This window comes from Caulobacter sp. GW821-FHT09H08, assembly GCF_059415885.1.
In genome coordinates, this window is record NZ_JBWKOC010000002.1 from 778,221 (window position 1) to 804,454 (window position 26,234).

25 protein-coding genes are annotated in these 26,234 nt (G+C 67.2%); 12 read left to right on the plus strand and 13 right to left on the minus strand.

Annotated features, from left to right (window positions below):
- From AC07NN_RS08685 to AC07NN_RS08715, 7 genes are read right to left on the minus strand one after another with little or no spacing between them, the layout of a single operon-like run.
- Complete coding sequence (locus AC07NN_RS08685) at window positions 1–1,227, minus strand: aminotransferase class V-fold PLP-dependent enzyme (RefSeq protein WP_494639617.1); 1,227 nt, start codon at window positions 1,225–1,227, stop codon at window positions 1–3.
- The gene (sufD, locus tag AC07NN_RS08690; RefSeq protein WP_494639618.1) at window positions 1,227–2,381 is read right to left on the minus strand and encodes a Fe-S cluster assembly protein SufD; all 1,155 of its coding nucleotides are present in this window, start codon (window positions 2,379–2,381) and stop codon (window positions 1,227–1,229) included. Before sufD ends, AC07NN_RS08685 begins: the two co-directional genes overlap by 1 nt.
- Window positions 2,378–3,127, minus strand: a complete 750-nt coding sequence (gene sufC / locus AC07NN_RS08695; RefSeq protein ID WP_494639620.1) for a Fe-S cluster assembly ATPase SufC — start codon at window positions 3,125–3,127, stop codon at window positions 2,378–2,380. Before sufC ends, sufD begins: the two co-directional genes overlap by 4 nt.
- Window positions 3,120–3,509, minus strand: coding sequence for a hypothetical protein (locus AC07NN_RS08700; RefSeq protein ID WP_494639622.1), 390 nt, complete (start codon window positions 3,507–3,509; stop codon window positions 3,120–3,122). Before AC07NN_RS08700 ends, sufC begins: the two co-directional genes overlap by 8 nt.
- The gene (gene sufB / locus AC07NN_RS08705) at window positions 3,506–4,975 is read right to left on the minus strand and encodes a Fe-S cluster assembly protein SufB (protein ID WP_494639624.1); all 1,470 of its coding nucleotides are present in this window, start codon (window positions 4,973–4,975) and stop codon (window positions 3,506–3,508) included. Before sufB ends, AC07NN_RS08700 begins: the two co-directional genes overlap by 4 nt.
- The gene (locus AC07NN_RS08710; protein ID WP_494639626.1) at window positions 4,975–6,105 is read right to left on the minus strand and encodes a cysteine desulfurase family protein; all 1,131 of its coding nucleotides are present in this window, start codon (window positions 6,103–6,105) and stop codon (window positions 4,975–4,977) included. The genes sufB and AC07NN_RS08710 overlap by 1 nt, the downstream gene beginning before the upstream one ends.
- On the minus strand, window positions 6,102–6,563 hold the full coding sequence (locus tag AC07NN_RS08715) for an Rrf2 family transcriptional regulator (RefSeq protein ID WP_494639628.1): 462 nt from the start codon (window positions 6,561–6,563) through the stop codon (window positions 6,102–6,104). The genes AC07NN_RS08710 and AC07NN_RS08715 overlap by 4 nt, the downstream gene beginning before the upstream one ends.
- Before the next feature lie 181 nt (window positions 6,564–6,744).
- Between AC07NN_RS08715 and AC07NN_RS08720 the strand changes: the two genes are divergently transcribed.
- Window positions 6,745–7,395 (plus strand): alpha/beta hydrolase, encoded by a 651-nt coding sequence (locus AC07NN_RS08720; RefSeq protein WP_004615265.1) that lies wholly within the window; start codon window positions 6,745–6,747, stop codon window positions 7,393–7,395.
- Window positions 7,396–7,520: 125 nt separating this feature from the next.
- Window positions 7,521–8,801 (plus strand): NAD(P)/FAD-dependent oxidoreductase, encoded by a 1,281-nt coding sequence (locus AC07NN_RS08725; RefSeq protein WP_494639630.1) that lies wholly within the window; start codon window positions 7,521–7,523, stop codon window positions 8,799–8,801.
- Window positions 8,802–8,804: 3 nt separating this feature from the next.
- Here AC07NN_RS08725 and AC07NN_RS08730 read toward each other — a convergent pair whose 3' ends face one another.
- Window positions 8,805–9,911: an anhydro-N-acetylmuramic acid kinase gene (locus AC07NN_RS08730; RefSeq protein ID WP_494639632.1), complete on the minus strand. Its 1,107-nt coding sequence runs from the start codon at window positions 9,909–9,911 to the stop codon at window positions 8,805–8,807.
- Between the two features lie 43 nt (window positions 9,912–9,954).
- Between AC07NN_RS08730 and AC07NN_RS08735 the strand changes: the two genes are divergently transcribed.
- The 5 genes from AC07NN_RS08735 to AC07NN_RS08755 all read left to right on the plus strand — a co-directional run bounded on the left by AC07NN_RS08735 (window position 9,955) and on the right by AC07NN_RS08755 (window position 13,839).
- Entirely contained in the window at window positions 9,955–10,005 is a 51-nt protein-coding gene (locus tag AC07NN_RS08735) for a hypothetical protein (protein ID WP_024265744.1), read from the plus strand.
- Between the two features lie 94 nt (window positions 10,006–10,099).
- The gene (gene tyrS / locus AC07NN_RS08740) at window positions 10,100–11,425 is read left to right on the plus strand and encodes a tyrosine--tRNA ligase (RefSeq protein ID WP_494639634.1); all 1,326 of its coding nucleotides are present in this window, start codon (window positions 10,100–10,102) and stop codon (window positions 11,423–11,425) included.
- A gap of 78 nt (window positions 11,426–11,503) precedes the next feature.
- Window positions 11,504–11,965, plus strand: coding sequence for a peroxiredoxin (locus tag AC07NN_RS08745; RefSeq protein ID WP_494640053.1), 462 nt, complete (start codon window positions 11,504–11,506; stop codon window positions 11,963–11,965).
- 238 nt (window positions 11,966–12,203) lie between these two features.
- A complete protein-coding gene (locus AC07NN_RS08750; protein ID WP_494639637.1) occupies window positions 12,204–13,355 on the plus strand; it encodes a M23 family metallopeptidase in 1,152 nt (383 codons plus the stop codon).
- Entirely contained in the window at window positions 13,336–13,839 is a 504-nt protein-coding gene (locus tag AC07NN_RS08755; RefSeq protein ID WP_494639639.1) for a bactofilin family protein, read from the plus strand. The genes AC07NN_RS08750 and AC07NN_RS08755 overlap by 20 nt, the downstream gene beginning before the upstream one ends.
- A gap of 55 nt (window positions 13,840–13,894) precedes the next feature.
- Here the strand turns inward: AC07NN_RS08755 and AC07NN_RS08760 are convergent, their stop codons facing one another.
- Window positions 13,895–14,263: a VOC family protein gene (locus AC07NN_RS08760; RefSeq protein ID WP_494639641.1), complete on the minus strand. Its 369-nt coding sequence runs from the start codon at window positions 14,261–14,263 to the stop codon at window positions 13,895–13,897.
- A gap of 90 nt (window positions 14,264–14,353) precedes the next feature.
- Between AC07NN_RS08760 and AC07NN_RS08765 the strand changes: the two genes are divergently transcribed.
- Window positions 14,354–14,659 carry a helix-turn-helix domain-containing protein gene (locus AC07NN_RS08765; RefSeq protein WP_494639643.1) on the plus strand — a complete coding sequence of 102 codons (306 nt, stop codon included), beginning with the start codon at window positions 14,354–14,356 and terminating at the stop codon, window positions 14,657–14,659.
- A gap of 64 nt (window positions 14,660–14,723) precedes the next feature.
- On the opposite strand, the gene prfB is transcribed toward AC07NN_RS08765, so the two are convergent.
- The 3 genes from prfB to AC07NN_RS08780 all read right to left on the minus strand — a co-directional run bounded on the left by prfB (window position 14,724) and on the right by AC07NN_RS08780 (window position 19,646).
- Window positions 14,724–15,846 (minus strand): peptide chain release factor 2 gene (prfB, locus tag AC07NN_RS08770; protein WP_494639645.1). Its coding sequence is split into 2 segments (ribosomal slippage): window positions 14,724–15,776 and window positions 15,778–15,846, totalling 1,122 coding nucleotides; the frame shifts between segments, so codons are not numbered across the junction.
- Window positions 15,847–15,913: 67 nt separating this feature from the next.
- On the minus strand, window positions 15,914–18,283 hold the full coding sequence (locus tag AC07NN_RS08775; protein WP_494639647.1) for a penicillin-binding protein 1A: 2,370 nt from the start codon (window positions 18,281–18,283) through the stop codon (window positions 15,914–15,916).
- A gap of 172 nt (window positions 18,284–18,455) precedes the next feature.
- On the minus strand, window positions 18,456–19,646 hold the full coding sequence (locus AC07NN_RS08780) for an N-acetylmuramoyl-L-alanine amidase family protein (RefSeq protein ID WP_494639649.1): 1,191 nt from the start codon (window positions 19,644–19,646) through the stop codon (window positions 18,456–18,458).
- A gap of 436 nt (window positions 19,647–20,082) precedes the next feature.
- On the opposite strand from AC07NN_RS08780, the gene AC07NN_RS08785 reads away from it, so the two are divergent.
- The 4 genes from AC07NN_RS08785 to AC07NN_RS08800 all read left to right on the plus strand — a co-directional run bounded on the left by AC07NN_RS08785 (window position 20,083) and on the right by AC07NN_RS08800 (window position 25,298).
- Window positions 20,083–20,304, plus strand: a complete 222-nt coding sequence (locus AC07NN_RS08785) for a hypothetical protein (protein WP_494639651.1) — start codon at window positions 20,083–20,085, stop codon at window positions 20,302–20,304.
- A complete protein-coding gene (locus AC07NN_RS08790; RefSeq protein ID WP_494639653.1) occupies window positions 20,228–22,936 on the plus strand; it encodes an Rne/Rng family ribonuclease in 2,709 nt (902 codons plus the stop codon). Before AC07NN_RS08785 ends, AC07NN_RS08790 begins: the two co-directional genes overlap by 77 nt.
- A 156-nt stretch (window positions 22,937–23,092) precedes the next feature.
- Window positions 23,093–24,514, plus strand: coding sequence for a M48 family metalloprotease (locus tag AC07NN_RS08795; protein WP_494639656.1), 1,422 nt, complete (start codon window positions 23,093–23,095; stop codon window positions 24,512–24,514).
- Window positions 24,515–24,557: 43 nt separating this feature from the next.
- Window positions 24,558–25,298 (plus strand): DsbA family protein, encoded by a 741-nt coding sequence (locus tag AC07NN_RS08800; protein WP_494639658.1) that lies wholly within the window; start codon window positions 24,558–24,560, stop codon window positions 25,296–25,298.
- Window positions 25,299–25,408: 110 nt separating this feature from the next.
- Here the strand turns inward: AC07NN_RS08800 and AC07NN_RS08805 are convergent, their stop codons facing one another.
- Window positions 25,409–26,221, minus strand: a complete 813-nt coding sequence (locus tag AC07NN_RS08805; RefSeq protein ID WP_494639660.1) for a thiazole synthase — start codon at window positions 26,219–26,221, stop codon at window positions 25,409–25,411.
- Window positions 26,222–26,234: the final 13 nt, after the last annotated feature.

Here is a 26,234-nt window from a genome sequence, read left to right on the forward strand (position 1 = left end):
TCAACTGAAGAAACTGCGGGCCTTGGCCAGCGCGTCGACGAACGCGTCGGCCTCGGCCTCGGTGTTATATAGGGCGAAGGAGGCGCGCGCGCTCGACGTAACGCCGAAACGGCGCATCAGGGGCTCGGCGCAGTGGGTGCCGGCGCGAACGGCGACGCCATACCGGTCCAGCACCTGGGCGATGTCGTGGGCGTGGGCGCCCTCGACCGTGAACGACAGCACCGCGCCCTTACCGGGCGCCTCGCCCAGGATCCGCACGCCGTTGACGCCGCGCAGCTGCTCGGCGACGCGCTCATAGAGGGCGTGCTCGTGGGCGAAGATGGCGTCGCGATCCAGGCCGTTCAGCCACTCGATCGCCGCGCCCAGGCCGACGGCCTCCAGGATCGCCGGGGTGCCGGCTTCGAAGCGGTGCGGGGGGTCAGCGTAGGTGATCTTATCGAGACTGACCGAACCGATCATCTCGCCGCCGCCCTGGTAAGGCGGCAGGGCGGCAAGGCGCTCGGCCTTGCCGTAGAGTACGCCGATGCCGGTCGGGCCGTAGAGCTTGTGGCCGCTGAAGACGTAGAAATCGACGTCCAGCGCCTTCACGTCGACCTTGGTGTGGACCACGCCCTGGCAGCCGTCGAGCAGCACCGGGGCGCCGGCCGCGTGGGCCAAGCGGACGATCTCGGCGACGTCGTTGACCGTGCCCAGCACGTTCGACATGTGGGTGACGGCGACCATCTTGGTCTTTTCCGACAGCAGGCCCTTGAAGGCCTCCATGTCCAGCGAGCCGTCGTCCAGCACCGGGATGAACTTCAGGACCACACCCTTGCGCTCGCGCAGGAAGTGCCACGGCACGATGTTGGCGTGGTGCTCCATCTCGGAGATCACGATCTCGTCGCCGGCGTTCAGACCCAGGCCGAACGAGGCCGCGACCAGGTTCACCGCTTCGGTGGCGCTCTTGGTCCAGACGACCTCGTTGGTGTCGGCGTTGATGAAGTTCGCGACGGTTTCGCGGGCCTTTTCATAGGCTTCCGTGGTTTCGTTCGCCAGCGTGTGCAGGCCGCGGTGGACGTTGGCGTAGGAGGTGCGGGCCAGGCCGGTCATGGCGTCCAGCACCACGTCGGGCTTCTGGGCGCTGGCGGCGCTGTCCAGGTAGATCAGCGGCTTGCCGTGCACGGTGCGCTGCAGGATCGGGAACTGCGCGCGGATCGCGGCGACGTCGAAGGGCGCGTCGAAGGCCATTACGCGACGCTCCCCAGCTTGCGGGCCACCCAGGCGGCGGCGATCTCGCGCGCCCCCTCGTGCTCGATGCGGTCGACCACCTCACCGACGAAGGCGACGGTCAGCATGGCCTTGGCCTCGGCTTCCGGGATGCCGCGCTGCTCGGCATAGAACAGGGCGTTCTCGTCGAGCGCGCCGATCGTGTTGCCATGGGCGCAACTGACGTCGTCGGCGAAGATCAGCAGTTCCGGCTTGGCGTCGACCTCGGCCTTGTCCGACAGGATCAGGGCGTGGTGGCCCATGCGCGCGTCGGTCTGGTCGGCGCCTTGCGCGACCACGATGCGGCCCTGGAAGACGCCGCGCGCCTGGTCGGTGACCATGCCCTTGGTCAGCTGGCTGGTGGTTCCGTCGACTCCGGCGTGGGTGACGACCGTGGTCTGGTCGGCATGACGCTGGGCGTCCAGCAGATAGGCGCCGTCGAGGCGGACATGAGCGTGGGCGCCCGGATGGCTGACCCGCGTCTCGATCCGCTGGCGGCGCGCGCCGGAGGTCAGGACGGTCTGAGCGAACTTGGCGCCGGGGGCGACCCGAACAACCGCCGTGCTGACACTGACGCCTTCTTCCGCATCCTCAGCGATCACAATCCGCTCCAGGCTTGCACCGCCTTCCACGATGATCTCAAGCAGGGTGTTGGATAGGTAACGCTCCCCCTTCCCTTCGTAGCTCTCCAGCAAGGTCGCGCTGACGCCTGCTTTCACCACGACGCCGACCCGGGCGTGGTGCGAGGTCGCGTCTGCGTCGGTGACTAGGCGCACCAGCGCAACGTCGTCCCCATTGAACTGGATGATCGAGACCGGCGGCTCAAGCGCTAGTTCAGCAGCCATTGCCGCCATCGGCAGCTCATCGGGCGTGTAAGGGTTATCCGGCGACTGGTGCTCGAAGAACTCGACAGTCTTACTATCCTTGCCCGGCCACCGGTTGTGGCGGCCGTTGGCGATCACCAGTTCAGCCTTGGCCAAGCCCTTGAATGGACCACCAGGCTGCACGGAGTCGGCGATGCGCGGCGACGGCGCCGGCAGGGTCCGCAGCAGGCCGTGCAGGTCGGTCCAGCGCCAGTCCTCGTCTCGCCGAGAGGGCAGCGTGGTTGAAGCGCTGGTCTTGAGGGCGAGGGTCAAGCCGCCGCCCCGACGTAGCGGTCGTAGCCTTCGGCTTCCAGCTGCAGGGCCAGTTCCGGACCGCCCGAGGCGACGATGCGGCCGGCGGCCAGAACGTGGACCTTGTCGGGTTTGATGTAGTCCAGCAGGCGCTGGTAGTGGGTGATGACCAGCATGCCGCGCTCGGGCGAGCGCAGGGCGTTGACGCCTTCGGAGACGATCTTCAGGGCGTCGATGTCCAGGCCGCTATCCGTCTCGTCCAGGATCAGGAAGCGCGGCGACAGCATCGCCATCTGGAAGATCTCCATCCGCTTCTTCTCGCCGCCCGAGAAGCCGACGTTCAGGCCGCGCTTGAGCATGTCGAAGTCGATCTTCAGCGAAGCGGCCTTTTCCTTGGCCAGCTTCAGGAAGGCCGGAGCGGCGATTTCGTCCTCGCCACGCGCGCGTCGCTGGGCGTTGAGGGCGGTGCGCACGAAGGTCAGGGCCGGAACGCCCGGGATTTCAAGCGGATACTGGAACGACAGGAACAGGCCCTTGGCCGCCCGCTCGTTGGGCTCCAACGCCAGCAGGTCGTCGCCGTTCAGCTCGGCCGCGCCTTCGGTGACCTCGTAGCCGCCACGGCCCGTCAGCACGTAGGACAGGGTCGACTTGCCGGCGCCGTTGGGGCCCATGATCGCGTGGACCTCGCCGGCCGGCACGTCCAGCGTGACGCCCTTCAGGATCGGCTTGTCCTCGACGCGGGCGTGAAGGTTCTGGATCTTAAGCATGGGTCTCGTCGATTTTTCTGTATTCCGCGTCGCCACCCGCGAAGGTGCCGGCGACAGCGATCTGGCCTTGGATGGCCGCGTTTAGAAGCGAAAGATCCTCGGCGGGGATCCAGTATTCCTCGTGGCCTGGCGTACCGACGATCTTGTTGTCGTAGGCCTTCAGAAACGTCGCCGTGACGTGGAACCGCACGACATAGCCGCGCCGATAGGTGCTGTGCGCCGCGTTCCAGCTCCGGGCCTGCAGGGCTGCATAGCTCTCGCTGGCGACCGGGCGGAAGATCGGCTGTTCGGGATCGTGCTCCGGAAACTCTTTCCAGCCCGACGCCCGGATGTACTGCAGCTCTTCGATGCCGACCGGCTGGTAGAGGGCGACAAGCATCATCCGACGCTGCCCTCCAGGCTGATCGCGACCAGCTTCTGGGCCTCGACGGCGAATTCCATGGGCAGTTGCTGCAGCACGTCCTTGACGAAGCCGTTGACCAGCAGGGCCACGGCCTCTTCCTGGGAAAGGCCGCGCTGCTGGCAGTAGAACAGCTGGTCGTCCGACAGGCGCGTCGTAGTCGCCTCGTGCTCGAACACCGACTGGCCGTTGCGGGCCTCGATATAGGGCACGGTGTGGGCCGCGCAGTCCTTGCCGATGAGCAAGGAGTCGCACTGGGTGAAGTTGCGCGCGCCCTTGGCTTTCGGGTGGGCCGAGACCAGGCCGCGATAGGTGCTGGTCGACTTGCCGGCGCTGATACCCTTGGCGACGATCCGCGACTTCGTATTGGCGCCCAGGTGGATCATCTTGGTGCCGGTGTCGGCCTGCTGATGGCCGTTGGTCACGGCGATCGAGTAGAACTCGCCCGACGAGCCCTCGCCGCGCAGCACGCAGGACGGATACTTCCAGGTGATGGCCGAGCCGGTCTCGACCTGGGTCCACGACACCTTGGAGCGGTCGCCACGGCAGTCGGCGCGCTTGGTGACGAAGTTGTAGATGCCGCCCTTGCCGGTCTCGGGATCGCCCGGATACCAGTTTTGGACGGTCGAATATTTGATCTCGGCGTCGTCCAGCAGGACGAGCTCGACCACGGCCGCGTGCAGCTGGTTCTCGTCACGCATCGGGGCCGTACAGCCCTCCAGGTACGAGCAGTAGGCGCCCTTGTCGGCGATGATCAGGGTGCGCTCGAACTGGCCGCTGTCCTTGGCGTTGATCCGGAAATAGGTCGACAGCTCCATCGGGCAGCGCACGCCCGGCGGGATGTAGACGAACGAACCGTCGGAGAAGACCGCACTGTTGAGGCAGGCGAAATAGTTGTCCGAGGTCGGCACGACAGAGCCAAGGTACTGGCGCACCAGTTCCGGATGCTCGCGAACCGCCTCGCTCATCGAGCAGAAGATGACGCCGACCGCCGCCAGCTCCTTCTTGAAGGTCGTGACGACGCTGACGCTGTCGAACACGGCGTCCACGGCATAACGCGGCGCGCCTTCGACGCCGGCCAGAACCTCTTGTTCCTTCAGCGGGATGCCCAGCTTGGCGTAGACGGCCAGGATCTCGGGATCGACCTCGTCCAGGCTCTTGGGGCCTTCCTTGGTCGAGGGCGCGGCGTAGTAGTAGCTGTCCTGGTAGTCGATCTTGGGGAAGCTCACCTTCGCCCAGGTCGGCTCTTCCAGCTCAAGCCAGCGGCGATAGGCTTCCAGCCGCCAGTCCAGCATCCATTGCGGCTCGCCCTTCTTGGCCGAGATGAAACGGACGATGTCCTCGGACAGCCCTTTGGGTGCGAACTCCTGTTCGATGTCCGTCGTGAAGCCGTGCTCGTATTTCTCGAGCGCGGCGACGGTTTCGACAGTTTCCTTGACCGCGGCCACTACGCCACCTCCCGGCGCCGGGCGCCGATACGCTTCCAGGCGGCGAGCCAGGCGTCGCCGCACTTGATCCAATCGTCTTCCGTACTGGCCCAGCCGCCGCTGACACGCAGGGCGAACGGGGCCAGATCGGACCGGCCCATGGCTTCCACCACGCGGCTGGCCTTGACCTTGCCCGACGAGCAGGCGCTGCCGGCGCTGACCATGACCCCGGCCAGGTCCATGTTCATGACCTGGACCTCGGAGCCGAAGCCCTCGCCCGCAAAGCACAACGTCTGGGGTAGGCGATCCGCGCCCTCCCCGAGCACGACCGCGCCTTGCGCCTTGACCCGTTCAGCCAGGGCGTCGCGCCAATGGGACGTTTCGGCGGTCGAGGCAAGGCTTTCCTGCGCCACACGGGCGGCCGCGCCGAAGCTGGCGATGCCCGCGACGTTCTCGGTGCCGGCCCGACGGCCGCGCTCCTGACCGCCGCCGTGCTGGCGACGAGTGACCGTGGCGCGGGTTCCGGCGACCAGGGCGCCGACGCCCTGAGGCCCGCCCAGCTTGTGGGCCGACAGCGCCATCGTGTCGGCGCCGAGGGCGGAGAAATCGACCGCGATCTTGCCGGCCGCCTGGACGGCGTCGACGTGCAGCAGACCATCCTTGGCGCGGACCAGGGCGGAAGCCTCCGCCACCGGCTGGATGACGCCGGTCTCGTTATTGGCCAGCATCAGGCAGACCAGGGCCTTGCCCGGCGCTTCGAGCGCCTCGGCAAGCCAAGCCAAGTCGGCGACGCCATTGCTATCGACCGGCAGGATCTGGACCGGCAGGCCCGAAACCTTGGCGGTTTCGGTCACCGCGTCATGCTCGATGGCGGAAATGATGATGCGGTCGACCTTGGCGCTCTGGATGGCCAGCGCATTGGCTTCCGTGCCGCCGCTGACGAAGGTCACGGAGCCGGCGGGCACGCCGACCAGGGCCCCGACCTCGGCGCGGGCGCGCTCGACCACGTCGCGCGCGGCGCGACCGGCGGCGTGGACCGACGAGGGATTGGCCGGGCTCTCCAGGGCGCGCAGCAGCGCTTCCTTCGCCTCCGGCCGCATGGGGGCCGTGGCGTTGTAGTCGAGATAGACCGATGTGCGGGTGATGCTCACTCGGCCGCGATCTCCATGGGCGCGGCTGGACGCAGCTTGCCCGCCAGGACATCGGCCACCGACACGCTGGCGAGGTAGCCATGAATCTGGCGTCCCATCTCTTCCCACAGGCCGTGGGTCATGCAGCGCTCGCCGCCGGCCATGCAGCCCTTGGCCTGGCCCTTGGTGAAGCCGCAGCGGGTGGCGCGCAGCGGCTCGTCGACCGCCAGCACGATGTCGGAGATGAAGGTCTCGGTCGACGCCTTGGCCAGGCGATAGCCGCCGCCAGGGCCGCGAGCGCTGATCACCAGGCCCTTGCGGCGCAGGCGCGCGAAGAGCTGTTCCAGATAGGACAGCGAAATCTGCTGGCGCGCGGCGATCTCTGCCAGGGCCACGGCGCGACCCTCGCTTTCGTCCTGGCGCTTGGCCAGGTCGGTCATCGCCATGACCGCGTATCGACCTTTGGTGCTCAGGCGCATGCCTTACCCCTTGCAGATTCCGCGCGCATCGGCTTTTGCGTGTGCTACAAGCCGCGACTTCGCGCGCGGGCCCTCCAGCCCGCTGTGCGGTTCGCGATTTAGGAAGACCAAGCGCAGCGGTCAAGTATTCTGCCCCCGAAAAAGGGCCGGAAACGGACCGTCGCCAGCTAAAGGGGACGATATGCCTGATGTGATTTTGACCGGCGCGTCCGGCCGGATCGAAGGTCGCTATTCTCCGGGCAAGACCGAAACGGCGCCGATCGCGCTGATCCTGCACCCCCACCCGAAGGCCGGCGGTCATATGAACCACCCGGTGTCGGTGCAGCTGTACCACCTGTTCATGAAGCGTGGCTTCGCGACCCTGCGCTTCAATTTCCGCGGCGTGGGCCGCAGCCAGGGCGAGTTCGACGCAGGCATCGGCGAGCTGGCCGACGCGGCCACCGCGCTCGACTGGCTGCAGACCTCGAACCCGGCCGCCAGCCAGACCTGGGTCGCCGGCTTCGACTTCGGCGCCTATATCGGCATGCAACTGCTGATGCGTCGTCCGGAGACGGACGGCTTCATCTCGGTGTCGCCGCCGACCAACATGTACGACTTCAGCTTCCTGGCCCCCTGCCCGGCCTCAGGTCTGTTCCTGACGGGCTCGGCCGACACCATCACCCCGCCGGTCGAGGTGGAGCGCGTGGTCACCAAGCTGCGGACCCAGAAGGGCATCACGATCGACTACGAGGTCATCGACAAGGCCACTCACTTCTGGGCCGAGCATCTGCCCAGCGTCGAGAAGAGCGTCAGCGACTATCTCGATAAGCGCCTGGCGGAAAACCCAATCTAGACGATTTCAGAAGGCCTCCCTCCGGGGAGGCCTTTTTCGTTGTGCGGTGCGTCAAGACGGCGCTGGCGTAACGCGGGTCGCCATCCTATATATTCACTGATTGATGAATATAACTGGAGACGGTGATGCACTACGACATCGTCATCGTCGGCGGTGGCGCCGGCGGGCTGGAACTGGCGTCGCGGCTGGGCCGCAAACTCGGGGGCCGCAACGGCAAGCGGCGGGTGCTGCTGATTGACCGCTCCAGCTTCCACATCTGGAAGCCGACCCTGCACGAGGTGGCGGCCGGCACGCTGGACGTCCACCAGGAAGGCATCTCGTACTCGATCCTGGGCCGCAGCAACGGCTTCAACTTCCTGCTCGGCGAGTTGGAGACCTTCGATCCGGCCGCAAAGCGCCTGGCCCTGAAGGCGATCACCGGCGACGACGGACAGGTCCTGGCGCCGGAACGCGTCATCAGCTTCACCTATGGCGTCCTGGCGATCGGTAGCGGCTCGAACCTGTTCGGCACGCCCGGCGCGGAGCAGGCGCACCTGCTGGAGCGCACCGAGGACGCCGAGGCCTTCCACGCGCGGCTGCTGGCGGCCTTCACCAGGGCCTCGTTCTCGGCCGAGAAAGTCATGCGGGTCGCGATCGTCGGCGGCGGCGCGACGGGCGTGGAGCTATCGGCCGAGCTGATCGAGGCGCACCGCGAGCTTCTCGGAAGTCTCGGTGACGAGCAGCGCTTCCGACTGGACATCACCGTGGTCGAGGCCGCGCCGCGCATCCTGAACGGCCTGCCGCAGAAGATCGCCGACAAGGCCACGCTTGCGCTCGAACGCAAAGGCGTGGCAGTGAAGACCAGCGCCAAGGTGCTGGCCGTCCATGCCGATCGACTGGAGACCAGCCAGGGCGACATCCCCGCCGACCTGATCGTCTGGGCCGCCGGCATCAAGGCCGCCGAGACCAATACGAGCTTCGGCCTGGAGACGAATGGCGGCCACCAGTTCGTGGTCAACGACCACCTGGAGACCTCCGCGCCCGACGCCTGGGCCCTGGGCGACTGCGCCGCCGCGCCGTGGAAGGACGGCCGGACGATCCCGGCCCGCGCCCAAGCCGCGCACCAGCAGGCCAGCTATCTGGAGAAGGCGCTGCTGGCGCGCCTGGCCCAGCGCCGGATCGAGGCGCCGTTCGTCTATCGCGACTTCGGCTCGCTGGTGTCGCTGGGCGACAACAAGGGCGTCGGCGCGCTGATGGGCGGCCTGGGCGGGCCGAACTTCTTCATCGAAGGCCTGGTGGCCAAGCTGGCCTACATGTCGCTGCACCTGGACCACCACCGGGCGATCCTGGGCCTGGGGCGGACGGTGACCCTGGCGCTGGCGCGGCTGCTACAGCAGCGGGTATCGGGGCGGTTGAAGCTGCACTAGCGCCTAAGGCGTAACGATCCGCCCGCCCGTCATCGCCGCCTTCACGCCCGTGGTCCCTGGGAAGCTGATCGGCAGCCCCTTCGCCGTCCGCGCCGCCAGATAGGCGAACGCCTCGGCCTCGATCGCGTCGCCGCGCCAGCCGTAGTCCTCGGCGGACTTCACCGGGACCGGGGCGCGATCGGCCAGGGTCTTCATAATCGCGGGATTGTGCCGACCGCCGCCGCAAACGATCAGGGCGCTGGGCGTCTCGCCGCCCTGGGCGAAGGCGCGGAAGACGCCCTCGGCGGTGAAGGCCACCAGGGTCGCGGCGGCGTCCTCGACCGACAGACGCGCCACCGGCTCCAGCGAGAAGTCGTAGCGGTCCAGCGACTTGGGGACCGGTGCGTCGAAATAGGGGCTCGACAGCAGAGCGTTCAGCGCCAGTTCGTCCACGCGGCCGACCGAGGCCAGCTTGCCGTCCTGGTCGAAGCGAGCGATCCCGCGCTCCTGCAGCATCAGGTCGATCATGCCGTTGCCCGGGCCGGTGTCGAAGGCGAGCAAGGACCCGTCCGCGCCGATCAGGGTGATGTTGGCCACCCCGCCGATGTTCAGCGCCGCCACCGGCGCGGCCAGACCCGAGGCCCGGGCGCGGGCAGCGTGGTAGATCGGCGCCAGCGGCGCCCCCTCCCCGCCGGCCGCCACGTCGGCAGTGCGGAAGTCGAAGGCCACCGGGCGGCCGCAGGCCCTGGCCAGGCGCTCGGCGTCCAGCAGCTGCACCGTACGGCCGACGCGCTCCGAATTGGGCCGCTCGTGCAGCACCGTCTGGCCGTGGACGCCCAGCAGGTCGAACTCACCCCACGACAGACCGTGCTCCTTCAGGAAGCTCTCGGCGGCGTGGAAGTGTTCGTCAGCGACGGCTTTGCGGGCATCATTGAAGATCGCCGGCTCGGGCTCGTCGCGCGGCCAGGCGCGAGCGATGTCGGTGGTCTTCAACAGCAGGTCGCGGGTCGCCTCGCGCAGCTTGCGCTCGCCCGCCGGGCCGAAGCCCTGGATCTCGACGCCATCGGTCTCGAGCACCGCCATATCGACCGCATCCAGCGAGGTGCCGGTCATGAATCCCAGGATCTTCATGGGAACGTTGACTGCCATGGTCGCGAAACGGTAGCTAGGCCCCATGATCGACGCTTTCGTCCTGGCCCGCCCCTATTACCGCCCGCTGCCATAGCGGGAGGCCGACCAGACACGTCGCTTGCCCCGCCTCGCCGGGGTCGCTTCCTTCCAGTCGATCATGCGCTCCGGCTTCCTCCCCGGAGTCCGAAATGAAACCCTCACATTCAGGCCCCGCCGTGCTAGACGGCCCGCCAAGTCAATCAGAGAGTCGATCCATGTCCGCCGCCTCGTCCTTCAAGTCAGAGTTCCTGCGAACCCTGGAGGCCCGCGGCTACATCCATCAGATCACCCACCCGGATGAGCTGGACGCCGCGGCTGCCGGCGGGATCGTCACCGCGTACATCGGCTTCGACGCCACGGCGCCCAGCCTGCACGTCGGCAGCCTGATCCAGATCATGATGCTGCGCCGCCTGCAGCAAGCCGGTCACAAGCCCATCGTACTGATGGGCGGCGGCACGACCAAGGTCGGCGATCCGACTGGCAAGGACGAGAGCCGCAAGCTGCTGTCGGACGCCGACATCGCCGCCAACATCGCGGGCATCAAGCAGGTCTTCGCCAAGTTCCTGACCTTCGGCGACGGCCCGACCGACGCCATCATGGTTGACAACGACGAGTGGCTTTCGAAGTTCGGCTACGTGCAGTTCCTGCGCGACTACGGCGTGCACTTCACGGTCAACCGGATGCTGGCCTTCGACTCGGTCAAGCTGCGGCTCGAGCGCGAGCAGCCGATGACCTTCCTCGAATTCAACTACATGCTGATGCAGGCCACCGACTTCCTGGAGCTGAACCGCAAGTACAATTGCGTGCTCCAGATGGGCGGCTCGGACCAGTGGGGCAACATCCTGAACGGGGTGGAGCTGACCCGCCGCGTCGACCAGAAAGCCGCCTTCGGCCTGACGACGCCGCTCCTGGCCACCGCCTCGGGCGCCAAGATGGGCAAGACCATGGCTGGCGCGGTGTGGCTGAACGCCGAGCAGCTCTCGCCCTACGACTACTGGCAGTTCTGGCGCAACACCGAGGACGCCGACGTGGGCCGCTTCCTGAAGCTGTTCACCGACCTGCCGCTCGAGAAGATCGCCGAGCTGGAAGCCCTCGAAGGCGCCCAGATCAACGACGCCAAGAAGGTGCTGGCCGACGAGGCCACGCGCATGGCCCACGGTGACGAGGAAGCCCGCAAGGCCCGCGACGCCGCCGAGAAGGCCTTCGAGCAAGGCGCGCTCTCGGCCGACCTGCCGACCTTCGAGGTTCCGGCCGCTGACCTGGACGCCGGCATCGTGCTGGCGGCGCTCTTCACCGACGCCGGCCTGGCCGGTTCGCGCGGCGAGGCTCGTCGCCTGGCCCAGGGCGGCGGCCTGAAGGTCAACGACAAGGCCGAGGCCAGCGCCGACCGCGTCATCACCTCGGTCGACCTGGTCGAAGGCGTGGTCAAGCTGGCCGCCGGCAAGAAGAAGATCGTCTTGGTGAAGCCTGTTTAGTTAGCTAGTTGATTGTCATCCCGGCCGTGGCGTAGCCAAGGGCCGGGATGACGGATTCCCATGGTGGAGAAGCGTTCGATGCTGCAGCCCGGCGACAAGGCTCCCGATTTCGACCTGCCGACCGACACCGGTCGCGTCAGCCTGTCGGGCCTGAAGGGCAAGAACATCGTCCTGTACTTCTACCCGAAGGACGACACCGCCGGCTGCACGTCCGAGGCGCTGCAGTTCTCGTCGGAAGTCGAGGAATTCCAGAAGCTGGGCGCCGTGATCGTCGGGATCTCCAAGGACAGCGCCGCCTCGCACGCCAAGTTCCGCAAGAAGCACGACCTGACCATCGAGCTGGCGGCCGATCCGCTGGGCGATATCGTCGAGGCCTATGGCGCCTGGGTCGAGAAGAGCATGTATGGCCGCAAGTACATGGGCATCGACCGCTCGACCTTCCTGATCGACCGTGAGGGCGTCGTCCGCGAGGTCTGGCGCAAGGTGAAGGTCCCCGGCCACATCAAGGCGGTCATGAACGCCGCCAAGCTGATCAAGTAATTTTCGTCTCTAAGGGGAACCGGTTCGTCGGCTGGGTGTTGTATCCGCGCCGCTACCTGTGACCTTTGCGCGCAAGCACAGCCTTAATGCGTGACTAGCGCGAATAGGAAACGTTAAGGATCGCGGAGCAAAACTCATATTTTGCGACTCGCGCTCTCTCAGGGCGCGAAGAGTCTTGCGCCTTTCGGAAATCTCATAACATATCGCCGGGACCTGAAACGGGGGGTTTCCTGGGGCGATGGCGATTACGCGCTTCAAGCGACTGCGGCATTCTCTGGAAGCCCTTTTCCCCGAGAGGCACATCTACATCCGCTCCGGCGGTGAGATGCGCGGATACGTCTTCTCCACCAACAAGCAGCTGCTGGGCGCGACCGCTGTCACCGCCGCCGCGCTGTGGATGGGCGTCTGCACCGCTTCGATGATGGTCAATGCGCTGGCCGTCAGCTCGACCGACCAGCAGGTGATCAAGCAGAAGGCCTATTACGAGCGCCTGAACGCTGACCGTCAGGCCCGCCTGAACAGCGCCGTGGCCCAGCTGTCGGCCACCAACGGCTCGCTGGACGACCTGGCGACTTCGGTCGAGAAGCGCCACGCCGCCCTCGCCTTGCTCGTATCCGATTTCAAGGGCGTACCCGGCGCCGCCGAGGCCCTGACGGTCGCCAAGCCGCGCCTTCTCGCCGCCAGCCCAGTGCAGCGCATCCAGGCGACCCGGATGGATCAGGAGCGCCTGATCGACGCCGCTGAAAGCTTCGCCAAGAGCCGCGCCGAGCGCCTGCGCCTGGCCATGCGGATGGCGGGCCTGGACGCCAGCAACTTCACCGGCCGCGGCGTATCGCTGGGCGGCCCGCTGATCGAGGCCAAGGATCCCCGCGCCCTCGCCGCCGTCCTGGACGTCGACGAGGATTTCGCCGGCCGCATCCAACACGCCGCCAACGACATGTCGGACATGCGCTCGCTGAGTGCGGCGTCCAAGAAGCTTCCGTTCTACCGCCCGACCGGCAATCCGGCCCTGTCGTCCAGCTACGGCGTCCGCTTCGACCCGTTCACGCGCCGGCCGGCCTTCCATTCGGGCCTGGACTTCCCGGGCGCCTTCTACACCCCGATCATGGCCACCGCGCCGGGCGTCATCTCGTTCACGGGCGTCCGCTCTGGCTACGGCAACACGGTCGAGATCGACCACGGCGGCGGCTTCAAGACCCGTTACGCCCACCTCGCCACCATCGGCGTCCGCGTCGGCGAGCGCGTCTCGATCGGCTCGCGCGTCGGCGCCATGGGCTCGACCGGCCGTTCGACCGGTCCGCACCTGCACTACGAAGTCTGGGTCAACGGCAAGGCCCAGAACCCCAATCGTTTCCTCAAGGCTGGTGAGTATGTTCAGCAAGCAAGCTAAGTCGGGCGACAAGACCTCGGCCCGCGTCGAGCCGCTGCCGACCGCGCTGTCGGTCGCGCCCACCGATCAAGTCCGTCGCGCGCCGCCGAAAGTGGCCTCGCTGCTCTCGGCCGACCTCGTCATCGAGGGCAGCGTCAGCGGCGAAGGCGAGTTGCAGATCGACGGCGTGGTCAAGGGCGACGTCCGCGTCGGCCGCCTGACCGTCGGCGAGACCGGCCACATCGAAGGCTCGATCCATGCCGAGGCCGTGGAAGTGCGCGGCCGCGTCGTCGGCTCGATCACCTCCAAGCAGGTCCGCCTCTACGGCACCTCGTATGTCGACGGCGACATCACCCACGAGCAGCTGGCCATGGAAACCGGCGCCTTCTTCCAGGGCCGCAGCCTGAAGTTCCAGCGCCCCGCCCCGGTTCCGGTCCCAGCGCCGGCTCCGCAGCCCGCGCCGCAAGCCGAGGCCACGCTGGCGGTCGTCAAGCCGGTCGCCTGACGATCGGACAGATCCGAAACGAGAAACGCCCCGGATCACTCCGGGGCGTTTTGCTTTAGCGGCTCGACAGCACGAAGGTGTTGCCGTCCGGGTCCTTGAACTTGGCGAAGGTCCCCCAGGGCTGCTTTTCCGGCGGACCTTCGAACTCGACGCCCTTTTCCGAGAGCTTGCGATAGGCGTGCTCGACATCGTCGCAGGCCAGCGAGCCGTTGAAGAAGCTGCCAATGCGGTCCTCGTGGCCGTCCGGGGTGAAGAGCACCAGGCCCGTCTCGGCGCCCGGGATCGACAGCTCGATCCAGCGCTGCTTGCCCATCGGCTGATCGGTGGCCACGCGCAGGCCAACCTTCTCGGTCCAGAACGCCAAGGCGCGGTCCTGGTCGGTGACCGGGATGCTGACGAACTTTACCTTGCTGATCACGCTCATGGCTGTCCCCTCTTCCTTGCGACGATCCGTGAGGCAGGGCGTACCGCGCCATCCTTGCGTCGGTGAAGACGTGCAGGCATTGCTATAGCAATGAGTGCGCAACCCTATCAGATCGACCGCTATGTCCTCGACACGCTGATGGCCGACCTCGTCGGTCACGACCACAAGCCGTCGTCGTTCCTGGTCTATCTGGCCATCATCGCAGCCCACGCCGACGGCCGCGCCAGCTTCAGCCACGCGGAGCTGGCCGAGCGCACGGGCCAATCGCGACGCACCGTCCAGAACGCCGTCGAGAACCTGAAACGAAGAGGATTGGTCGAGGTCAGCCGCCAGGGACCGACCGAGGCGGCGACCTATGTCCCGCTGACGCCTTGGAAGCGCCAGGGCTTAGCCTGAGCCAAGCCCTGTTCTTGGAAGTGTGGAGCCCGCTCCACGCGGGCTCCAGCGGGCTTAGGTCGGCTTAGGCCTCGCCGCCATCGCGGGTGTGACCCACGCGCTGGGCCAGCGACGCGCCCATGAAGGCGTCGAGGTCGCCGTCCAGCACGCCTTGGGTGTCGGAGGTCTCGACGTTGGTCCGCAGGTCCTTGACCATCTGGTAGGGCTGCAGGACGTAGCTGCGGATTTGGTGACCCCAGCCGATGTCGGTCTTGGTGTCTTCCAGCGCCTGCTGAGCGGCTTCCCGCTTCTGCAGCTCGGCCTCGTAGAGGCGCGCGCGCAGCATCTTCCAGGCTTCCTCGCGGTTCTGGTGCTGCGAACGGCCGGCCTGGCAGGCCACCGCGATGCCGGTCGGGATGTGCGTCAGACGCACGGCCGAGTCCGTCTTGTTGATGTGCTGACCGCCGGCGCCGGAAGCGCGGTAGGTGTCGGTCCGCACGTCGGACGGATTGATCTCGATCTCGATATTGTCGTCGACCACGGGATAGACCCAGGCCGAGGCGAACGAGGTGTGGCGACGGGCGCTGCTGTCATAGGGGCTGATGCGCACCAGGCGGTGCACCCCGGCCTCGGTCTTCAGCCAGCCGTAGGCGTTCGGGCCCTTCACGAGAAGGGTCGCGGACTTGATGCCGGCCTGGTCGCCGTCGGTCTCTTCGATCAGTTCGGTCGTCATGCCGTGAGCGTTGGCCCAGCGCGTGTACATGCGCAGCAGGATACCGGCCCAGTCGCAGGACTCGGTGCCACCGGCCCCGGAGTTGATTTCGACATAGGCGTCGTTGCCGTCGGCCTCGCCGGACAACAGGGCCTCGAGCTCGGCGCGGCCGGCTCGCTCCCTGATGGCCTTCAGCTGGGCGCGGGCGTCGTTCAGGGAGTCCTCGTCGGACTCCATGTCGGCCAGCTCGGCGTATTCGACCGCGTCTTTCACGTCGCGTTCGATCGACTGCACGGCCTCGACCTTGGCGGCCAGGGCGGCGCGTTCGCGCGAGACGGCCTGGGCCTCGGACGGACGGTCCCAGAGGGTCGGGTCTTCGACCCGAGCGTTTAGCTCATCGAGCTTTCGGAGGGCGACATCCCAGTCAAAGACGCCTCCTGAGCAGTCCCACGGACTGCTCGATGTCGGCCGCAGCGGCCTCGACATCCGGTCGCATCACGTAACTCCGTGACAGTGTTGAAGGGCGCGGGAGATAACGCGCGTCGCTCTCCCGCGCAATGACATCAGTAGAGCCCGCTGAGCGGATCGACTTTTTGCGGCGGCGGCTTGCCCGGCTGGGCTTGCGGTTGCTGGACCGGCGGCAGCCCCGGCGACAGCTCCTGGTACGGGATCGGACCGGTCGGGGCGACCTCGACCTTCGGCTCCGTGCCCGGGCGGAAGGCTTCGCGCATGCCACGGACCATGGCGAATTTGGCGCTCTTCGGCGGCTTGAAGTCGACGGCCGGCTGGCCTTCCAGCGCCACCTTCATGAAGTCCATGAACACCGGCACGGCGTCGACGGCGCCCGTCTCGCCTTCGCCCAGCGAGCGGTTGTCGTCGAAGCCGACGAAGACGCCGACCACGAGGTTGGGCGAATAGCCGACGAACCAGGCGCTGCGATACTCGTTGGTGGTGCCGGTCTTACCCGCGAGCGGACGGCCCAGAGAGCTGACGGCGGCGGCGGTGCCGCGCTGGACCACGCCCTGCAGCATCGAGGTGATCTGGTAGGCGGTGACCGGATCCATGACCTGTTCGCCCGGCGCGGCGAACCGGGGGCTCTCGTCGCCGTTGAAACCGGCGTCGCAGCGCTCGCAGTCGCGCTTGTCGGCGCGGAAGATCACCTTGCCCTCGCGGTCCTGGACCAGCTCGATCAGGTGCGGCTCCACGCGGCGGCCGCCGTTGACGAACGGGGCGTAGGCGGCGGTCAGCTTGAATGGCGTCGTTTCGCCCGCGCCCAGGGCCATGGCCAGCACGGGGTCCATGTCGCGGGTCACGCCGGTGCGCTTGGCGAACTCGACGATCTTCTTCATGCCGACGCCCTGAGCCAGGCGCACGGTCATGGCGTTGATCGACTGTTCCAGGCCCTTGCGCAGCGGCTGAGCGCCGTAGAATTCCTTGTGGTAGTTCTCGGGGCTCCAGTCCTCGCCGTTCGCGCCCTTGAAGGTGATGGCGCTGTCGACGATGACGCTGGCAGGCGTGTAGCCGTTCTCCAGGGCCGCGGCGTAGACGAACGGCTTGAAGGACGAGCCCGGCTGACGCATCGCCTGCGTCGCGCGGTTGAAGTTCGAGAGCGAGAAGCTGTAGCCGCCCACCAGCGCCACGATGCGGCCGGTATAGGGCTCCATGGCCACCATGGCCCCGTTTACGGCCGGAACCTGGCGCAGGCGATAGCCGCCGGTGGCGGTCTTCTCGACGAAGACGAGATCGCCGGCCTTCAGCCCCTTGCCGTTTTTGGCCCAGGTCACGTCTTCGCCGACGAGCTGGCCTTCGCCTTCCTTCTTCACCAGGCGCACGCGGCCGTCGTTGGAGACCACCAGCGCCGGACGCCAGGCGCTGCGCTCCGACGGGATCGACTTGGCCAGGGCGGTCTTTTCCCAGTTGAGGTCGGTCGACTCGACGTGACCCCAGGCGCCGCGCCAGCCGTGGCGGCGATCGTACTTCTCCAGGCCGTCCATCAGGGCGACCCGAGCGGCCGTCTGCATGCGCGGATCCAGGGTGGTGCGCATGTAGTAGCCGCCTTCGTTCAGGCGGGGCCCCAGCGTGGCCATGCCGCGCTGACGCACTTCCTCGACGAAATAATCGGCGTCGCGATAAGCGGCGCGCTTCGGCGCGGCCTGGACCACCAGGTCCTCGGCCATGGCCTTCTGGGCGTCCTCCTTCGAGACCCAACCCTGCTCGGCCATCTGGCCCAGCACCCAGTTGCGGCGGGCCATGGCTTTGGCCTTGTTGCGGATGGGGTGGTAGTTGTCCGGGCCCTTGGGCAGCGACGCCAGATAGGCGCACTGGGCCAGGGAAAGGTCCGGCAGGGACCGGCCGAAATAGTTGTAGGCGGCCGCGCCGACGCCGAACGAGCGATAACCCAGCCAGATTTCGTTCAGATACAGCTCAAGGATCTGCTGCTTGGTCAGCGACTGCTCCAGGCGGTGGGCCAGGATCGCTTCCTTGAACTTGCGGCCGACGGTGGCGTCGCTGGTCAAGAGGACGTTCTTGGCGACCTGCTGGGTGATGGTCGAACCGCCTTCGAGGCGGCGACCACGGATGGCGTTGCCGACGTTCTTGAGCATGGCCCGCGAGAGGCCGCCCACGTCTACGCCGCCGTGCTGGAAGAAGTTGCGATCCTCGGCCGCCAGGAAGGCCTGGGCCAGCTGCGGCGGGATCTGGTCGTAGGGAATGAAGATCCGGCGCTCTTTGCTGTACTCGCCGATCAGGGTGCCGTCCCACGCATAGACGCGCGTGGCGGTCGGCGGACGGTAGTCCTGCAGCTCACCGGCGTCGGGCATGTCGTGGAACAGCCACGCGGCGTAGATCGCGATCGCGAAGCCCGCGACGGCGATAGCCGAAAGCACCGCCACGCCCGCGATGGCCATCCATCGTTCGGTGGGTTTCAGATCCACGCGACCTCCGTCGGGCAGGCCCCCTCGCCTGCCACACTCCCTTCACTAGATCGCTTGCCACCTAACCGTAAGCGGTTTTGCGGTCGCATCCGCATGACGCAGGCGCGCGCGATCACTCCCAGTGATTAGAGTGCGCCGGGGAAAAGGGAAAGCGGCGGGCGAAGCCCGGCCGTCAGGACTTGCGCAGACCCGCCGAGAAATAGGCTTCGATGGAGTCGGCGACCGCGTTCACCAGGCGGGCCCGGCTGGACTTGGTCGTCAGGAACGCCTCGTCGTCCGGATTGGTGATGAAGCCCATCTCCAGCAGCACGGCCGGCACGTCTGGCGCCAGCAGCACGATGAAACCGGCGTCGCGATGGCTGCGGCGGAGCAGGCTCGTCTCCTCGCCGACATTGGCCAGCAGAAGCTGGGCGAAAGCGGCCGAGCGGTTCTTGGTGGCGCGCTGCGACAGGTCCAGCAGGATCTGGCTCACGGCGCGGTCGCGGCCCGGCATGTTGGCCTTCATCAGCCAGTCGTCCTTGTCGAGGACGAGGCCGACGCGCTCGGTGCCCTTTTCGGACAGGGTGTAGACCGAGGCCCCACGGGTCGTGGTGTCCGGCCCCGAGTCGGCGTGCATGGAGATGAAGAGGTCCGCGTCGGCGCGGCGCGCGATCTGCACGCGCGATTCCAGCGGGATGAAGGTGTCGGTCTCGCGGGTCAGCACCACTTGGAAGCGACCCGTGCGCTCCAGACGATCCTTCAGCGCCATGGCGGCGGCCAGGGTGACGTCCTTCTCGTGGACATTGGCGCCCAACGAGCCCGGATCCTTGCCGCCGTGACCGGCGTCGATGACGATGACCTTCTTCAGGCGCAGCGGTGCGGCCTTGACCGGCAGGTTGGCCAGGGTCAGGCGCGGGGCTTGCGGAGAAGCAGAGACGCCGTCCACGGCCTTGAGGTCGATGACATAGCGATAGGCCGTCGCGCCGTCGCCGGGAGGCAGCAGGAAGCGGCGGCGAACCTCGGCCTTGCCGGCCAGGTCCAGGCGCAGACGGGCGCCGCCGGCGGCCTCGTCGATCACCCAGCGCTTCACGAGCCCTTGGCCGGAACCCTGGAGATCGCCCGAAACGAGGACATTGGGCAGAGCCATGACCAGGCGCTGGTCGCTCATGCCGTCGGAAATCAGCTTGCCCGCGGCGGCGCGGTCCAGGTCGATGACCACGCGCGTCTCGGCGCGGTCGCCGCCGAAGCGGACCTTCTGCACGCCCGCAGGCGCGGCCGGACCTTGAGCCGTGGCCACGGCGACGCCAGCGGTCGTCAGACCGCCGACAATCAGGACCGCCCTGACCCAGCCCATGCGGGCCAAACTGATAAGAACCTTACGCATCCGCCCGCGCTAGCCGGAACTGGTGAACCGACCGTCAATATCGCCCAGCCCCGGTAGCCAAAGGGTTAAGTCGAGATCATCCGTCGAACGCTTTTCTTTTGTGCGCTTCTGTGGCTACAGTCCCGCCGCGCGCGAAGTCCGTGATCGTCACGACTCCGTGCGGGCCGTCCGTGCTTCGAAAAGAGGTCTGAACCTCTTCCGTCGCGGGGCCGGCAGATTAGATAGTGTTCGAGACACGGTCGATCTGACGAGCAAGATGCTTGCCTAGACACCGGGTCGCGGGGCTCGCGTCGGGCTCAAACGCCTTTCTGGCGACGACGCGCCATCCGATCCGCGCCATCCGGCGCGACAACAAACACCTCTTCGCGTCATTCGTGGCGCGACAGGCAAACAATCCGGTCCGCGCACCGCGCGGGAGGGACAAAACGAAACCCCCATGGGCTGCGCCGCACCCGATCGCCATTGGCAACTGACCCTTCGGACCCGCTTCAGCGGGACGACGGCGGTCTGCGACGCGCGCGCCCTTCATTCATATCGGCGACCGGGCCTCGCGCCCGCCGTGCGCCGTGGAGACTTCCTTAATGTCGAAGAAGATGCTGATCGACGCAGCACACGCGGAAGAAACGCGTGTGGTCGTCGTGGACGGAACCCGGGTTGAAGAGTTCGATTTCGAGAGCCAGACCCGGAAACAGCTTCGCGGAAATATCTACCTCGCCAAGGTGACGCGCGTCGAACCCAGCCTGCAGGCTGCGTTCGTCGAGTACGGTGGTAACCGCCACGGCTTCCTGGCGTTCAACGAAATCCACCCGGATTACTACCAGATCCCGGTCGCCGACCGCGAAGCGCTGATGCGCGACGACAGCGGCGACGACGAGGATGACACCCCGGTCTCTCGTCGCGCCTCGGGCGGCGACGACGAGGACGATGGCAACGGCCGGGATCACGCGGTCGACGACGACGATGATGACGTCGAAGAAGAGCTGGCGCGCCGCAAGCGCCGGCTGATGCGCAAGTACAAGATCCAGGAAGTGATCCGCCGCCGGCAGATCATGCTGGTCCAGGTCGTCAAGGAAGAGCGTGGCAACAAGGGCGCGGCCCTGACCACCTACCTGTCGCTGGCCGGCCGCTACGGCGTCCTGATGCCCAACACCGCCCGTGGCGGCGGCATCAGCCGCAAGATCACGGCGGTGACCGACCGCAAGCGCCTGAAGAGCGTCGTCCAGAGCCTGGACGTGCCTCAGGGCATGGGCCTGATCGTCCGCACGGCCGGCGCCAAGCGCACCAAGGCCGAGATCAAGCGCGACTACGAATATCTGCTGCGTCTGTGGGAGAACATCCGCGACAACACGCTGCACTCGGTTGCGCCGGCGCTGATCTACGAGGAGGAAGACCTCGTCAAACGCGCCATCCGCGACATGTACGACAAGGACCTGGACGGGATCTGGGTCGAGGGCGACGCCGGCTACAAGGAAGCGCGCGACTTCATGCGCATGCTGATGCCGAGCCAGTCCAAGAAGGTCTTCAACTACCGCGACCCGACCCCGCTGTTCGTGAAGAACAAGATCGAGGACCATCTGGCCCAGATCTATTCGCCGGTCGTGCCACTGCGTTCGGGCGGCTATCTGGTGATCAACCAGACCGAGGCCCTGGTCGCCATCGACGTCAACTCGGGCAAGGCCACGCGCGAGCGCAATATCGAAGCCACGGCCCTCAAGACCAATGTCGAGGCCGCCGAGGAAGCCGCTCGCCAGTTGCGCCTGCGCGACCTGGCCGGCCTGATCGTCATCGACTTCATCGACATGGATGAAGGCAAGAACAACCGCACGGTCGAGAAGGTCCTCAAGGACGCTCTCAAGGACGACCGCGCCCGCATCCAGATGGGCAAGATCTCGGGCTTCGGCCTGATGGAGATTAGCCGCCAGCGTCGCCGCACCGGCGTCCTGGAAGGCACGACCCATGTCTGCGAACACTGCGAAGGCACCGGCCGCGTCCGTTCGGTCGAGTCCAGCGCCCTGGCCGCCCTGCGCGCGGTCGAGGCCGAGGCCCTGAAGGGTTCGGGCGCCGTGATCCTGAAGGTCTCGCGCTCGGTCGGCCTCTACATCCTCAACGAAAAGCGTGCCTACCTGCAGCGCCTGCAGCAGACGCACGGCCTGCACGTGACCGTCATCGTCGATGACAGCCTGCACGCCGGCGACCAGGAGATCGAGCGCACGGAACTGGGCGAGCGTATCGCCGTGGCTCCGGCTCCGTATGTCGAGGAAGACGACGACTTCGATCCCGCCGCCTTCGAGGACGAGGAAGAGGACGACGAAGTCATCCTCGACGACGAGGACGACATCGAGCGCGAAGACTCCGATGACGACGACGCCTCGACCCGCAAGCAGGCCCGCGACGACGATCGTGGTGACCGCAAGGGCCGCCGGGGTCGTCGCGACCGCAGCCGTGGCCGTGGTCGCCGTGACGAACGCGAAGCCGACGCCGAGGTGGAAGGCGAAGAGGAAGAAGTCGAAGGCGAAGCCGGCGACCGCGCCGAGTTCGGCGACGACGAGGACGAAGGCGCCCGCCGCCGTCGCCGTCGCGGCCGTCGTGGCGGTCGTCGCGGTGGCCGCGAGGACGGCGATCGTCCGACCGACGCCTTCGTGTGGATCCGTCCGCGCGTCCCGTTCGGCGAGAACGTCTTCACCTGGCACGACCCGGCCGCCCTGGTCGGCGGCGGCAGCGAGCCGCGCCGTCCGGCGCCCGAGCCCCGCGCCGAAGCCCCGGAAGCCGTCGAGCGTCCAGAACGTGCCGAGCGCGAAGAGCGTCCCGCCCGCGAACGTGGCCGTCGTGGCCGCGATCGTGGTCGCCGTAACCGCGACGAGACTATCCAGGCCGAAGCCGTCGCCGAGACCGCGTCGGTCGAGGTGATCGCCGCCGAGCCGGCTGAGCCGTTCGAAGCCCCGATCCTGGCGCCGCCGGTGATCGCTGGTCCTCCGGCCGACGTCTGGGTCGAACTGCCCGAGACCGAGGAAGCGCCGAAGAAGCCCAAGCGGACGCGCTCGCGCAAGAAGGCCGCGCCTGAAGCCGAGGCCCCGGAAGCTGAAGTCGTCGCCGAAGCCGCTGTCGAGCCGGTCGTTGACGTCGCACCGGAACCGGCCCCCGAGCCGGAGCCTGCCGTCGAAGTCGCTCCGGCGCCCGCGCCCGAACCGGAACCCGTCGTCGAAGCGACGCCCGCCGCTCCCGCCGAGCCGGACCCGAACGAAATCACCACCCCGCCTGAAAAGCCCCGCAAGGGCTGGTGGCGCCGGTAAGGTGACGTGATGACGGCCCGCGCGTCCCAGACGCGCGGGCCGAAATCGTCTGACATCAAAAGTGTCGGATGGGGGAACGGAACCCTTGTTCCCTCGCCTTCTCGATCCAAGTTAGACTGGTCAGGGTTCGCGGGGGCGCGATCTGGAGATCATTCGATGACCTCGCGTAGCGGGCGGGCTGGGACCTCCCAGATGGGAAAACGACTGGGCGCGGCCACCGCCGCGCTGGCCGTCCTGGCGTCCGGTGTTTCGGTTCCCCAGGTCGCGGCCGCCCAGGACGGCGGCGTCTCGCTGATCCGCGACACCGAAATCGAAGAGATCCTGCACCACGACTCCGACCCGATCTTCGCGGCCGCGGGCCTGGATCCCCGGAACGTCCGGATTCTGATCGTCGGCGACAAGTCCCTGAACGCCTTCGCGACCCAGGGCCTGCAGATGGGCCTGAACACCGGCCTGATCCTGCAGACCGAGAACCCCAACCAGCTGCGTGGCGTCATCGCCCACGAAACCGGACACTTGGCCGGCGGCCATCCGATTCGTTCGGACGAGATGATGAAGGCCGGCCTCAAGCCTATGATCCTGACCATGGGCCTGGGCATCCTGGCCGCCCTGGCCGGATCGCCGGACGGCGGCGCGGCCCTGATCGCCAATTCGCAGTATGCCGGCGCGCTCGGCGCGCTGGGCTACAGCCGTGAGCAGGAATCGCGGGCCGACCAGGCCGGCGCCGGCTTCCTGGAGGCCACCGGCCAATCGGGTCGCGGCCTCGTCGAGTTCTTCGACAACTTCCGCTACCAGGAGGTCTTCGATCAGGCTCGCCGCTTCGCCTATTTCCGCAGCCACCCGCTGTCGTCCGAGCGGATCGAGGTGCTGCGCAGCCGCGTGGAGCGCCAGCCGCACTTCAGCGCCGTCGACACGCCGGAAGACCTGGCCCAGCACGAGGTCATGAAGGCCAAGCTGGAAGGGTTTCTGAACCCGCAGGTCGCCTTGATGAAGTACAAGGAGACCGACACCGGCTTCCCGGCTCGCTACGCGCGCACCATCGCCTACTACCAGATGAAGGAGCCCGACCGGGCCCTGAAGCTGCTGGACCCCCTGATCGTCGACCACCCCGACAATCCCTATCTGTGGGAGCTGAAAGGGCAGATCCTGTTCGAATTCAATCGCATCGCTCTGGCCGAAGAGCCCCAGCGCAAGTCCGTGCAGCTGAAGCCCGACGCGGCGTTGCTACGCGTGAACCTGGGCCAGACCCTGATCAGCCTGGACGATCCCAAGAAGGTCGAAGAAGGCATCCAGGAGCTGAAGCGCAGCCTGCTGAACGAGCCGGACAACTCGGTCGCCTGGCGCTTGATGGCCCAGGCCTACGACAAGCAGAAGAAGGACGGCGAGGCGCGGCTGGCGACCGCCGAGCAATACTTCTCGCTGGGCGCCGTGCGCGAAGCCAAGGTCTTCGCTATGCGGGCCCGGGAACTGCTGACCCGCAACACGCCGGACTGGCGACGCGCCACCGACATCGTCCTGGCTTCCCGGCCATCCAACCAGGAACTGAAGGACCTGGCCAAGGAAAGCCTGGCCCCATAAATCCCGAGCCTCCTGACGCTCGCCTCTTCTGTTCGAGACTTCGATGACCCTGCTCCGCCGCGCCGCGACCCTCGCCGTCCCCTTGGCCGTCGCCGGCCTGACCCTCGCCGGCTGCGGCCAGTCCAAGCCCGACAAGGCCTTCGGTGAGAAGGTCCGCGCCTATCTCCTGGAGCACCCCGAGGTGCTGATGGAGGCTAGCCAGGCGCTGCAGAAGAAGCAGGCCGCCCAGCAGGCCGTCTCGGCCCAGAAGGCCATCGGCGAGTACCGCCAGGCCATCGAACGCGACCCGCGCGACATCGTTATCAATCCGGCCGGGACGATCACCGTCACCGAATTCTTCGACTACAAGTGCGGCTATTGCCGACACGTCGCGCCCGAGATCGTCGAGCTGGTCCAGAAGAACCCCGACATCCGCCTGGTGCTGAAGGACTTCGTGATCTTCGGCAATGACAGCCAGGCCGCCGCGCGTATCGCGCTGGGCGCCAAGGACCAGGGCAAGGGCCTGGAGCTCTACAAGGCGCTGATGGCCGAGAACGCCTTGGACGCCGCCGGCGCCCTGCGCATCGCCAAGGGTTTGGGCGTCGACATGGACAAGGCCAAGGCCGTCGGCGAGAGCGAGGCCGTCACCCAGCACCTGGCCGATACCGACGCCCTGGCCCGCACCCTGAACCTCTCCGGCACCCCAGCCTTCATCGTTGGCGACACCCTGGTGCCCGGCGCCGACGTCAACGCCCTGAAGCTGGCGATCGAGCAGACCCGGGCCAGCAAGGCGAAGGCGGGCTGACGGCCCATCCTAGCCCCTTCGACAAGCTCAGGGTGAGGACTATGGGCTAGTCCGGCGGATCACTAGAAACCTCACCCTGAGCTTGTCGAAGGGCGAGGTTTCGGTTCCGCCTAGATCAGCCCCGCCAGCGGTGAGCTGGGATCGGCGTACAGGCGCTTCTGCATTCGGCCGGCGAGGTAGGCCTCGCGGCCGGCGATGACGGCGTGCTTCATCGCCTTGGCCATGCGGATCGGGTCCTTGGCCTCGGCGATGGCGGTGTTCATAAGGATAGCGTCGCAGCCCAGCTCCATGCCGATCGCCGCGTCCGAGGCCGTACCGACGCCGGCGTCGACCAGCACCGGCACCTTGGCGTTCTCTATGATGATCCGCAGGTTCACGCGGTTCTGGATGCCCAGCCCAGAGCCGATCGGCGCGCCCAGCGGCATGATCGCCACCGCGCCGGCCTCTTCCAGCTTCCGCGCGTAGACCGGGTCATCCGAGCAATAGACCATCACCTGGAACCCGTCGGCGACCAGCAGCTTCAGCGAGCGCAGGGTCTCTTCCATGTCCGGGAACAGGGTCTTGGGGTCGCTGAGGACCTCCAGCTTGACCAGGTCCCAGCCACCGGCCTCACGGGCCAGGCGCAGGGTGCGCACGGCGTCCTCGCCGGTGAAGCAGCCAGCCGTGTTGGGCAGATAGGTGAATTCCGTGGGCTTCACGTAGTCGATCAGTAGCGGCTGGCTGGGATCGGTCAGGTTCACGCGGCGCACGGCCACGGTGACGATCTCGGCGCCGGCCGCGCGGGCAGCCGCGGCGTTGGTCGCATAGTCCTTGTACTTGCCCGTGCCGACGATCAGGCGCGAGCGGAAGGTGCGGCCGGCGACGGTCCAGGTTTCATCGGTGTCGGGTGCCGAGACGGAGTCGGGGGAAACGTGCGCGTTCATGCGGCTGGTTTAC